Source organism: Bradyrhizobium sp. BR2003, from assembly GCF_009720285.1.
Classification (GTDB): Bacteria; Pseudomonadota; Alphaproteobacteria; order Rhizobiales; family Xanthobacteraceae; genus Bradyrhizobium; species Bradyrhizobium elkanii.
The window spans coordinates 22,760-34,749 of the sequence record NZ_SMYJ01000013.1; the positions used below are offsets into that span (position 1 = coordinate 22,760).

Here is an 11,990-nt window from a genome sequence, read left to right on the forward strand (position 1 = left end):
TGAAGACGTTCCGATTTCACCTAAAGACTTCCCCTTCGGCCGGTTGTTACCTATAACCCGGCCCACTCCACCCCTTGTCGGCCCCCCGTCGGAACCTTGGCCGGAACCCTTGGCCGGAACCCCTGGCAGGAAATTTTGGAATGGCTGCTGCCGGAACGATCTATGTGCTGAACGGCCCGAACCTCAATCTGCTGGGGACGCGCGAGCCGGAGACCTACGGCCATGCCACCCTCGCCGATGTCGAGAAGCTGTGCGCGGACACCGCGCGCCAGTTCGGGCTGAGCGCCGACTGCCGGCAATCCAACCGCGAGGGTGAACTGATCGACTTCATCCACGAGGCCCACGCCAAGAAGGCGGTCGGCATCATCATCAACGCCGGTGGCTACTCTCATACCTCGATCGCGCTGCATGACGCGCTGGTCGCGGTCAAGATCCCCGCGGTCGAAGTTCATGTCAGCAACATCCACGCCCGCGAAAGCTTCCGGCACCACTCGTTCACTGCTAAAGCCGCCTTCGCGTCACTTTGCGGCTTCGGCATCGACGGCTACCGGCTTGCCATCATCGGCCTCGCCACCAGGATCGGCGCCAGGATCGATGCCAAGATCGACGCCAAGCCAAAGACTTAATCGTCAATCCTGACGTTCCCCGTCACCAGACAGAGATTTTGGATCACAGAGCATGGCGCGCCAGCCAGACGACAAATCAGCCGCAAAAAAGAACGACTCCAAGAGCGACGACAGCGCCCTCATTCGCGAGCTCGCGCTGCTGCTCGCGGAAACCAATCTGACCGAGATCGAGATCGAGCGTGCCGGCCTGCGTGTCCGTGTCGCGCGCAACATCAGCATCGCGGCCTCGGTGCCCGCGGCCTCCGTGGCGGGCGTTGCCGCGCCGGCGGCCGTGGCCGTCCCGGTGGCTGCGGCTGCGACCGATCTCGCCAAGCACCCGGGCGCCGTGCCCTCGCCGATGGTCGGCACCGCCTATTGGGCGCCCGAGCCGGGCGCCAAGCCGTTCATTGAAGTCGGCACCAAGGTCTCCGCCGGCCAGACGCTTCTCATCATCGAGGCGATGAAGACGATGAACCAGATCCCGTCGCCGCGCGCGGGCACCGTGACGCAGATTCTCGTCGAGGACGGCCAGCCGGTCGAATTCGGCGAGCCGCTCGTCATCATTGAATAGCTTCCGTCAACACCAGGCGCTGCGATGTTCGACAAGATCCTCATAGCCAATCGCGGCGAGATCGCGCTTCGCGTGCTGCGTGCCTGCAAGGAGCTCGGCATCTCGACCGTCGCGGTGCATTCCACCGCCGACGCCGACGCCATGCATGTGCGGCTCGCCGACGAGAGCGTATGCATCGGCCCGCCGCCGTCGAAGGATTCCTATCTCAACGTGCCGGCGCTGCTCGCGGCCTGCGAGATCACCGGCGCCGACGCCGTGCATCCGGGCTACGGCTTCCTGTCCGAGAACGCGCGCTTCGCCGAGATCCTCGCCGACCACAATCTGGGCTTCATCGGACCGAAGGCCGAGCACATCCGCCTGATGGGCGACAAGATCGAAGCCAAGAAGACCGCCAAGCGCCTCGGCATACCCGTGGTGCCCGGCTCGGACGGTGCGGTGACCTCGGAGGCTGATGCGCTCGCGATCGGCAGGGAGATCGGCTTTCCGGTGCTGGTGAAGGCGGCGGCCGGCGGCGGCGGCCGCGGCATGAAGGTCGCCCACACCGAGGCTGACCTCGCGCTGGCGCTCTCGACCGCGGCCAACGAGGCCAAGTCGGCATTCGGCGACGCCTCGGTCTATCTGGAAAAATACCTGCAGAAGCCGCGCCACATCGAAATCCAGATTCTCGGCGACGGCCGCGGCGGCGCCATCCATCTCGGCGAGCGCGACTGCTCGCTGCAGCGCCGCCACCAGAAGGTCTGGGAAGAAGGCCCCTCGCCCGTGCTCGCGGCGGCGGCGCGCGCCAGGATCGGCGAGACCTGCGCCAAAGCGATGCGGGACATGAAATATCTCGGCGTCGGCACCATCGAATTCCTCTACGAGGACGGCGAGTTCTATTTCATCGAAATGAACACGCGCATCCAGGTCGAGCATCCCGTCACCGAAAGCATCACTGATATCGATCTCGTGCTGGAGCAGATCCGGATCGCCGCCGGCGGCGACCTTCCGGCCAAGCAGGACGACATCGCGATCATCGGCCACGCCATCGAGTGCCGCATCAATGCGGAGAACCCGCAGACCTTCCGTCCCTCGCCCGGACGGATCACACAATTCCATCCGCCTGGCGGCCTCGGCGTGCGGATCGATTCCGCCGTCTATCAGGGTTACGTGATTCCGCCCTATTACGACTCGCTGGTCGGCAAGCTGATCGTCCACGGCAAGACCCGCGGCGAATGCCTGATGCGGCTGCGCCGGGCGCTGGACGAGATGGTGGTCGACGGGATCGAGACGACGCTGCCGCTGTTCCGCGCGCTGGTGCGCGAGCCCGACATCATCGAGGGCGACTACCACATTCACTGGCTGGAGCAGTATCTCGCCGGTCAGCCGTCCGACGCCGCAAAATAGTTCGGAACTCCGTGGAACCCAGCCCTTCCTCAAACGTACTATAGGGTTATTGGCTTTCCACGGGGACGCGTTGAATCCCACTCCCATAGCGAGATCGTCGTGACGGTCGTTTCACGACACCGGTCGACGTTACAGATCCTGCTGCTGTCGGCGGGATTTTTCGTGCTGGTCGCGGTCAGCGTGGCGTCGGTCCTGCTGGTCAACAAGGCACGTGAGGACAACGCCTCGGTGATTCACACCGTCGAGACCGAGAGTCAGGTTGCCAATCTGCTGCTCGACGTCAGGCGCGCCGAAAGCGCGACCAGGGCGTATCTGCTGACCTCAGCACCGCAATACCTGTCCGAGTACCAATCCGCGGCAGCGGGACTCCCGGCCGCGCTCGGTCATCTCCAGATGATGACCGTCGATAATCCGGCGCAAGTCGCCAATGCCGCGAAGCTCAAGGCCGCGGTCGAGCAGCGCCTCGCCGAGTTCGCCCTCAGCATCGAGCGCGTCAAGAACAACGACGCGGCGACCAGCATCGACATCTTGCGCAAGGCCACGTCGACCGATGCGTTGGAGGCGATCGCCCGGATCGGCCGCGACATGCGCGCCGAGGAAGACCGGCTGCTCGCGATGCGCAGCGCGACTGCGGACAGGACCCAGGTGCTGGCCTCCTCCGTCACCATCGCCGGCTCCTGCATGGTGCTGGCGCTCGCCGCTCTCTCGGTGGTGCTGCTGCGGCGATCGTCGCGGGCGCGCGACGAGGCCGAGGCGAGGCTGCGCGACAGCAACATCAATCTCGAGACCATCGTCGACGAACGCACCTCCGACCTGCGCGAGGCCAACGAGGAAATCCAGCGCTTCGCCTATATCGTCAGCCACGATCTGCGCTCGCCGCTGGTCAACATCATGGGCTTCACCAGCGAGCTCGAGGAACTGCGCGGCGATATCTTCAAGCGGATCGCCACGCTCAATCGCGCCGCGTCGCTGGCGCCGGCGATGCCGGAAGACGCGACCGATGTGGCCGAGCCCGAGCTCGAAGGCTCCGACAAGCAGCTATCCGACGACTTCAACGAATCGCTCGGCTTCATCAAATCGTCGATCGCCAAGATGGACCGCCTGATCAGTGCGATCCTCAATCTCACCCGCGAGGGCCGCCGCGAGTTCAAGCCCGAACGGATCGATCTGCGCGAGCTGATCGACGGCATCGTCAAGACGGTGGCTCACCAGGCCGTCGAGGCCAACGCGACCGTCGAGGTCGGCGCGTTGCCCAATATCGTCAGCGACCGCCTCGCGCTGGAGCAGATCTTCTCCAATCTGATCGACAATGCACTCAAGTACCTCAGGAACGGCGTTCCCGGCGAGATTTCGATCGAGGGCCGCACCAAGCTCGGCTTCGCGATCTTCGAGGTCACCGACAACGGCCGCGGCATCGATCCGAAAGACCATCAGCGCATCTTCGATTTGTTCCGTCGCGCCGGAACCCAGGACAAGCCCGGTCAGGGCATCGGGCTTGCCCATGTCCGCGCACTTGTGCGCAGACTGGGCGGCACCATGTCGGTAGCATCGGAACTTCACAACGGCAGCACTTTCACGATCACGCTGCCTATCAATTGGTCAGGCAAGAATCGGGACAAAGTGACATGAGTGATCCAGTCACCATCATCATGATCGAGGACGACGAGGGCCATGCCCGCCTGATTGAGCGGAATATCCGGCGCTCAGGTGTCAACAATGAGATCATCCCGTTCACCAACGGTACAGAGGCCGTCAACTACCTGTTCGGCAAGGATGGCAGCGCCGTCGAGCGCAAGGGCCAGGCCCTGCTGATCCTGCTCGATCTCAATCTGCCCGACATGACCGGCATCGATATTCTGAAGCGGGTCAAGGAGAACAAGTATCTCAAGTCGACGCCCGTGGTCGTGCTGACCACGACCGACGACTCCCAGGAGATCAAGCGTTGCTACGAGCTCGGTTGCAACGTCTACATCACCAAGCCGGTGAACTACGAAAGCTTTGCCAACGCCATTCGCCAGCTTGGCCTGTTCTTTTCGGTGATTCAGGTGCCGCCGGCTGCCTTATGACCAACGCAACGCCGACACTGCTCTACATCGACGACGACGCGGCGCTGGCGCGCCTCGTCGAACGCGGGCTGACGCGCGCGGGCTACAAGGTCGTGCACGCCGCAAGCGGCCAGGAAGGCCTCGACCGGCTCGGCCAGGGCGGCATCGACGTCGTCGCGCTCGATCAGTACATGCCCGGCCTCGACGGGCTGGAGACGCTGGAGCAGATCCTCAAGATACCGGACGCCCCGCCGGTGGTGTTCGTCACGGCGTCGCAGGATTCGGCGATCGCCGTCACCGCGCTGAAGGCCGGTGCGGCGGACTATCTAGTCAAGGACGTCAGGGGCGAGTTCATCCCCCTGCTCCAGGTCGCGGTAAACGGCGCGATCCGGCAGGCCGCGCTCCAGAAGGCGCGCGACGAAGCCGAGGCCGAGGTGCACGCCTCGCGCGACCGCTATGCCGCGCTCGCCGCAGAGCGTGAGGTTCTGCTCCGCGAGGTCAACCACCGCGTCGGCAATTCGCTGCAGATCATCGCCTCGCTGCTGCATCTGCAGGCCAACTCCGCGACCCAGCAGGATGTGAAGGCTGCGCTCACCAACGCGATGGGGCGCGTCGCGGCCGTCGCACAGGTGCACCGCCGCCTCTACACCTCGCACGACTTCAAGACGGTGATGCTCAACCAGTATCTCGAGGCACTGCTCGAGGATCTCCGGCGATCGGCCGAAGGCAACAAGATGTCACGGCTGACCCTGAAGGCAGACCCGATCGAGATCGACCCCGACCGCGCGGTCGCGATCGGCATCATCGTCAACGAGCTGGTGATGAACGCCGTGAAGTACGCCTATCCCGACGGCGCCGGCCCGATCCATGTCGAGCTGAAGCCGCAGGGCGACGATCTGCAGCTCGCGATCAGCGACGACGGCGTCGGTTTCTCCGACAGGGCCGATCCGCGCGGCACCGGCATGGGCCAGCGCATCGTCAGCGCGATGGCGGCCAAGCTCGACGCCAGCGTCGAGCGCGACCCCGGCCACAAGGGCACCCGCTTCGTGGTGCGGTTCGCCCGCGTCAGCCCGGCGCTCGACAAATCGACAAGCGCCGCCGCCAGCTAATGCCGCAAATTTCGGCAAATTCGATTGATTTGTCCGGTTCGCTTTAACGACTACGTCATGCTGCTGATGGATCGCGGCCCGCCGAGCCCGACCGGTTAAGAAAGTTCTGGGCGTCCTTTGCGATGCTTGTGCCAACTGCTTGGCAGGAGCGGCACGCGATGTTCGGACGCAGGCCAGTTTTTGGAAAGAAGCAAGAGACGACCTTGGGCGAGCTCAAGGAGCCCGTGCGTCCGGCGCCGGGCGCCGACGGCGCGACGCCCGCTTTTCACAAGCAGCAGTGGGATCACCCGCTGATCGGCTCGATGCTGCGCGATGCGGGCTTCGCGCCCGATGACGAAGCCAGCATCATGCCGACGGCCGACAATCGCCTTGCCGTGTTCGCCGCGGCCAGCAAGCGATTGCAGGACCGTACCGAGACCTTCAACCGCGACATGACGGCGCGGCACGGCCACTGCCACGCGGTGCCGTTCCTGGTCATCGACCAGAAGATCTGGGATGGACCGCATGGCGCGTTTCTCTATGCGCAGATGGGGCTGATCGGCTACGACGAGTGGAACGTGATCATGCTGGCGGGAGACCCGCAGACCACGGCGTCATGCGGCCTGGCAGGCCATCCCGGCTTCCTTCCATCCGTGACGCAAGTCATGACCGAGCATGTGATCGCGTGGAAGACGCGGCACAACGCCCTGCTCGAGACGTACGGAATCACCGCGACCGGTGGTCGGGATATCTCGCATGAACAATACGAGATGGAAAAGGACACCCTGCGCAACGAAATCATCGACAAGGCCGGCTGGATGAAGCCGCGCATCATTGACGAGCTCTTGCGCAAGGCCTAGAGGCATCAGGCCTTTCCGAAGCGCCTCACTCGCGCCTGCCGCGATGCCGGCATGCGCGCTGCGGACGGCAATCCTGACACGGTGCGCCAAACACCACCTGCGACGGATAGGGCCGCGCAGAATGCCACGGCGTCGAGCCGAACGGGCCGGCCGCACCGAAACCTGCGCTGAAGGGATCGGCTGCGAAATTGCCGGGGAAATAGCCGTTGCTGCGAAAATCGCGGTCGTCGTCCCTGCCGTCGAAATACGCGCCGCCGGTGCTGCCGTAGCGCAGCGGCCGCTGCTGAGCCGACGCCGCGGCTAGGCTCAGCGCGATGGCAGCGCAGGCGATCAGTCCTCTCATGGCGATCATGGTCAAACCCTCATTGCGGAAGGGTGCCCCAATCGCCCTTCCAGGCGATCAGGCGCCCCTTGCCGAATTGCAGATAGAGCCCGTCGCTGCGCCTCGACAGCACGCTGCCCCTGACATTGGGCAGCGCGACGAACAATTCATTGCCCGGCGTGCCGCGCACGTAATTCAGGGGAACGCCGAGCGACTGGCTGGCCTTCGCGGCGCTCATGCCGAAGGCGAGCGGAACGCTGTTGGGCGGCCGTTGCTGCGCGCGGGATGCGTCGGTCAATGCGCCCAGCGCGATGACGAGGGCAACGAGGAGTGTCGCGAACCGCTGCATGGCTGACCTCATGGCACCGCCGCCGCCAGCGTACCGGCGGGCGTCCAGCCGCCGCCGAGCGCCTGGAACAGGCTGCTCGCCGCCAGCAGCTTATTGAGCCGAACCGTGACCAGATTGTTTTCGGCGGTGAACAGCGTCTGCTGGGCCTGCAGCACCGTGATCAAATTGACTGTGCCGCCGCGCAACTGCGTCTCGGCGACCTCGAACGCCTTGCGCGAGGCGGCGACGACGTCGGACTGCAGGCGCTCCTGCAATGTGTACTTCTGCAACGCGATCAGCGCCTTCTCGACATCGGCGAAGGCCGACAGCACCGCCTTGCGATAGGCCTGCAGGTTTTGCAGTTGCTGGCCCTTGGCGAGCTTGAGCTGGCTCTCCAGCAGGAAGCCGTCGAACAGCGGCTGGGTCAGCCCGGCGGCGAGCGTGTAGTACCAGGCGCCCGGCGCAAACAACGAGGCCAGCGCCGCACTCTGGAAGCCGGTGGTGCCGGTCAGCTGGATCTGCGGAAAGAACGCCGCGCGCGCCGCGTCGACGCTGAAATTGGACGACGCCAGTTGCGCCTCGGCCTCGCGGACGTCGGGCCGCTGGTAGAGCAGTTCCGACGGCAGTCCCGGCGTGACGCGCGGCACCGCGATCTGCGTGGTGGACCCGCCGCGCACCTTGAAATCGGCCGGCGCGCGCGCCACCAGCACGGCGAGCGCCGCGATGTTCTGCCCGACCGTGACCTCGAGCGGCGGGATCGCCGCGCGCTGCGTCGCGACCAGCGCCTCCTGCTGCGACAAATCGAGTTGCGACGCCGTGCCGCCGGCGAATTGCGACTTGATCAGCGCAAGGATGCGCTCGGCCGCCGCGAGGTTGCGGCGGGTGACCTTGATCTGGTCCTGCGCCGCCAGCAGCTGGAAATAGCTGTTGGCGACTGTCGCCATCGTGGTCAGCGCGACCACCTCGCGATTGTAGCGCGCGACGGTCGCGCTCTCCTCGGAGGCCGACAGCGTCGCCCGGTTCTTGCCCCAGAAATCGACGATGTAGCTTGCGCTCAGCCCCAGGCTGTATTGGGAGAAGGTGCCACTGGTGCCGAGCGACGAACTGGACCCCGTTGCCACACGCTGACGCTCGGCATTCGCCGATCCGGAGATGGACGGCAGCAGCGCGGCGCCGGACACGCCGACCTGGGCGTCGGCCTGCACGATCTGGGCGATCGCCACCGCGATGTCGAGATTGTAGAGCTGGGCGGATTCCATCAGCCCGATCAACTCGGGCGAGCGGAAGCCGCGCCACCAGGCGAGCGCCGGGACGGCAGCGTCGGCATCGCCTTTGGCCGCGAACTTGTAGCTCGCCGGCACTTCGAGGCTGAGCTCGGGCTTCTCCGCCCCGGGAATACAGCCGGACAGACCGAGGCTGAGGCCGCCGAACGCCGCCACGCGCAGAAACCGGATCGGCTTGCGCATCAACTGAAGATTTCGCAACGCTGCACCTGTCGGCATTTACTCGCCCGGTTGAAGTGAGGAGCCCGGCATCCGCATCGCGCCGCCGCGGCGCACGCGCTGGGCCCACAGGCGGAACCGGTCGAGATAGAGGTAGATGACCGGCGTCGTGTAGAGCGTGAGGACCTGGCTCAGGATCAGGCCACCGACGATGGCGATGCCGAGCGGCTGCCGCAGCTCGCCGCCATCGCCCATGCCGATCGCCAGCGGCACCGCCCCGAGCAGCGCGGCCATCGTCGTCATCATGATGGGGCGGAAGCGCAGCAGGCAGGCCTCCCGGATCGCCTCGAGCGGCTCCAGCCCGCGCCTGCGTTCCGCCTCCAGCGCAAAGTCGATCATCATGATGGCGTTCTTCTTCACAATGCCGATCAGCAGGATGACGCCGATCAGCGCCATGATACTGAACTCGGTCTTGAATGCCATCAGCGCCAGCAAGGCGCCCACACCCGCCGAGGGCAGTGTGGACAAGATGGTCAGCGGATGGATGTAGCTCTCGTAGAGCACGCCCAGCACGATGTAGATCGTCACCAGCGCGGCCAGGATCAGGAACGGTTGGTTGCTCAGCGAGTCCTGGAACGCCTTGGCGGTACCCTGGAAGGTGCCGCGGATCGTGGCCGGGACCCCGATCCGGTTCATGGTCGCCTCGATGCTGCCGACCGCCGTGCTCAGCGACACGTTCGGCGGCAGGTTGAACGAGATGGTGTTGGCGACCAGCAGGCCCTGGTGATTGACCGCAAGCGGCGTCGCGCCCTGCTTGAACGCTGCAACCGCCGACAACGGGATCATGGTCTCGCTGCTGGTGGAGACGGCAGATCCGGTCGAGGCCACCCCCTTCCCGGTCGAACCGATCGAATTGGTGGCCTGGTTGCGCGCCGCCTGGGCATTGGCCGCACTGGCCGCGCTGGAGTTCCCGGGCGCCACCACGGTGCCGGCCACCGCGTTGGTCGATTGCGAGCCGCCGACCGATCCGCCGGACGTGCTGATATAGACGTCCTTCAGCGTCTCCGGATTCTGCCAGTAGCGCGGCGCGACCTCCATGATGACGTGGTACTGGTTGCGCGCGACATAGATCGTCGACACCTGCCGCTGGCCGAAAGCATCGTAGAGGGTGTTGTCGATCTGGCTCACCGTGACACCGAGCCGGGCCGCGGCGTCGCGGTCGATCACGAGATCGGATTCCAGGCCCTTGTTCTGCTGGTCGCTGTTGACGTCGGCGAGATCGGGATCGCGCTGCAGGGCCGCGGCGATTTTGGGCGTCCATTCATTGAGCTCCTCCAGCGTCGATCCCTGCAGCGTGTACTGATACTGCGCGTTCGAGGCCCTGCCCCCAACCCGGATGTCCTGCACCGCCTGCAGGAACAGGCTCGCGCCCGGCACCACCGACATCTCGCGGCGCAGCCGCGCGATCACGCCGTCGGCGCCGATCCTGCGCTCATCGAGCGGGCGCAGCGAGACGAACACGAAGCCGGAATTGGTTTGTCCACCGCCGGTGAAGCCGACCGCCGTCTCCACCGCCGGATCGCGCTTGATGATGCCGACGAACTGCGCGAGCTTCTGCTGCATCAGCTGGAACGACACGCTCTGGTCGGCCTGGATCGAGCCGACCAGGCGGCCGGTGTCCTGCTGCGGGAAGAAGCCTTTCGGGATCACGTCGTAGAGATAGAAGTTGAGGCCGAACACCGCCGCCAGGATCAGCATCACCGACATTGGATGCGCCAGCGCCGCGGCCAGCGTCCTGCGGTAGAAATTCAGCATCGCCTCGAAGAAGCGCTCGCTCGCCCAATAGAGCCGGCCGTGGCCGCCGGCGTCCGGCTTTAGCAGCACGGCGCACATCATCGGCGTGGTCGCCAGCGAGACCGCGAGCGAGATCAGGATCGAGATCGAGATCACCATCGCGAACTCGCGGAACAGCCGCCCGACGATGCCGGCCATCAGCAGGATCGGGATGAACACCGCGATCAGCGAGATGCTCATCGACAGCACGGTGAATCCGACCTCGTTGGCGCCCTTCAGCGCCGCCTCAAGCGGGCTCAGGCCGTCCTCGATGTACCGGGTGACGTTCTCCAGCACCACGATGGCGTCGTCAACCACGAAGCCGGTCGCGACCGTCAGCGCCATCAGCGAGAGGTTGTCGAGGCTGTAGCCGAACAGGTACATCGCCCCGAAGGTCGCGACCAGCGAGACCGAGACCGCCACCACCGGGATGAAGGTGGCGCGCGCATTGCGCAGGAACGCGAACACCACGATGATGACCAGCAGCACCGCCAGAACGAGGGTTCGCTCGACGTCCCGGAGCGAGGTGCGGATGGTGGTCGAACGGTCGACCGCAAAGCCGATGTCGATCGCCGGCGAGACCGATGCCTGCAGCTGCGGCATCAGCCCCTTCACGAGGTCGACGGTACTGATGATGTTGGCGTTCGGCTGCCGGTAGAGGATGATCAGCACCGCCGGCTTGCCGTTGGCGAGCCCGGCATTGCGCAGGTTCTCGACGCCATCGGCCACCTCGCCGACATCGGAGAGATGAACCGGCGCGCCATTGCGGTAGGCCACGATCAGCGACTTGTAATCGTCGGCCTTGTTGGCCTGGTCGTTGGCGTAGATCTGGTAGCGCTGGTCGCCGACGTCGATGCCGCCCTTCGGGCTGTGGGCGTTGGCGCTCGACAGCGCCGCGCGGACGTCTTCCAGCCCGATGCCGTATTTGTAGAGCGCCTGCGGGATCAGATCGACGCGCACGGCCGGCAGCGAGCTGCCGCCGACCACGACCTCGCCGATGCCCTCGACCTGCGACAGCTTCTGCGCCAGCACCGTGGAGGCAGCGTCGTAGAGATCGCCGCGCGTCAACGTATCCGATGTCAGCGTCAGGATCAGGATCGGCGCATCGGCCGGATTGACCTTGCGGTAGGTCGGATTGCTGCGCAGGCTGGTCGGCAGGTCGGCCCGCGCGGCATTGATCGCGGCCTGCACGTCGCGCGCCGCGCCGTTGATATCGCGGTTCAACCCGAACTGCAGCGTGATGCGGGTCGAGCCGACCGAGCTCGACGACGTCATCTCGGTGACATCGGCGATCTGGCCGAGGTGCCTTTCAAGCGGACTTGCGACCGTCGTCGCGACGTCCTGCGGGCTGGCGCCGGGCAGCGTCGCCTGTACCGAGATGGTCGGGAAATCCACCTGCGGCAGCGGCGACACCGGCAGCTTGAAGAACGCGACGATGCCGGCCGCCGCGAGCCCGAACGTCAACAGCGTCGTTGCGACCGGCCTACGGATGAAGGGCGTCGACGGATCCATG

General features: G+C 65.5%; 11 protein-coding genes. 7 read left to right on the forward strand and 4 right to left on the reverse strand.

The window, feature by feature from the left end:
• Positions 1–140: 140 nt before the first annotated feature.
• The 7 genes from aroQ to E2I15_RS08250 all read left to right on the forward strand — a co-directional run bounded on the left by aroQ (position 141) and on the right by E2I15_RS08250 (position 6,552).
• Positions 141–626, forward strand: a complete 486-nt coding sequence (gene aroQ / locus E2I15_RS08220) for a type II 3-dehydroquinate dehydratase (RefSeq protein WP_137483486.1) — start codon at positions 141–143, stop codon at positions 624–626.
• A gap of 52 nt (positions 627–678) precedes the next feature.
• A complete protein-coding gene (gene accB / locus E2I15_RS08225) occupies positions 679–1,176 on the forward strand; it encodes an acetyl-CoA carboxylase biotin carboxyl carrier protein (RefSeq protein ID WP_137483487.1) in 498 nt (165 codons plus the stop codon).
• Between the two features lie 24 nt (positions 1,177–1,200).
• Entirely contained in the window at positions 1,201–2,559 is a 1,359-nt protein-coding gene (accC, locus tag E2I15_RS08230; protein ID WP_069277676.1) for an acetyl-CoA carboxylase biotin carboxylase subunit, read from the forward strand.
• A 99-nt stretch (positions 2,560–2,658) separates the two neighbouring features.
• Positions 2,659–4,188 carry a sensor histidine kinase gene (locus E2I15_RS08235; protein ID WP_246668428.1) on the forward strand — a complete coding sequence of 510 codons (1,530 nt, stop codon included), beginning with the start codon at positions 2,659–2,661 and terminating at the stop codon, positions 4,186–4,188.
• Entirely contained in the window at positions 4,185–4,625 is a 441-nt protein-coding gene (locus E2I15_RS08240) for a response regulator (RefSeq protein ID WP_016840088.1), read from the forward strand. The genes E2I15_RS08235 and E2I15_RS08240 overlap by 4 nt, the downstream gene beginning before the upstream one ends.
• Positions 4,622–5,713, forward strand: coding sequence for a sensor histidine kinase (locus E2I15_RS08245; RefSeq protein ID WP_137483488.1), 1,092 nt, complete (start codon positions 4,622–4,624; stop codon positions 5,711–5,713). The genes E2I15_RS08240 and E2I15_RS08245 overlap by 4 nt, the downstream gene beginning before the upstream one ends.
• Before the next feature lie 203 nt (positions 5,714–5,916).
• Positions 5,917–6,552, forward strand: a complete 636-nt coding sequence (locus tag E2I15_RS08250; RefSeq protein ID WP_137483489.1) for a hypothetical protein — start codon at positions 5,917–5,919, stop codon at positions 6,550–6,552.
• 25 nt (positions 6,553–6,577) lie between these two features.
• Here E2I15_RS08250 and E2I15_RS08255 read toward each other — a convergent pair whose 3' ends face one another.
• The 4 genes from E2I15_RS08255 to E2I15_RS08270 are packed head-to-tail and all read right to left on the reverse strand — an operon-like array spanning position 6,578 to position 11,989.
• Positions 6,578–6,904: a BA14K family protein gene (locus tag E2I15_RS08255; protein ID WP_137483490.1), complete on the reverse strand. Its 327-nt coding sequence runs from the start codon at positions 6,902–6,904 to the stop codon at positions 6,578–6,580.
• A gap of 10 nt (positions 6,905–6,914) precedes the next feature.
• Positions 6,915–7,223: a hypothetical protein gene (locus E2I15_RS08260; RefSeq protein ID WP_137483491.1), complete on the reverse strand. Its 309-nt coding sequence runs from the start codon at positions 7,221–7,223 to the stop codon at positions 6,915–6,917.
• Positions 7,224–7,231: 8 nt separating this feature from the next.
• Complete coding sequence (locus tag E2I15_RS08265; RefSeq protein WP_246729373.1) at positions 7,232–8,668, reverse strand: efflux transporter outer membrane subunit; 1,437 nt, start codon at positions 8,666–8,668, stop codon at positions 7,232–7,234.
• A gap of 36 nt (positions 8,669–8,704) precedes the next feature.
• On the reverse strand, positions 8,705–11,989 hold the full coding sequence (locus tag E2I15_RS08270) for an efflux RND transporter permease subunit (RefSeq protein ID WP_137483492.1): 3,285 nt from the start codon (positions 11,987–11,989) through the stop codon (positions 8,705–8,707).
• Position 11,990 lies beyond the last annotated feature (1 nt).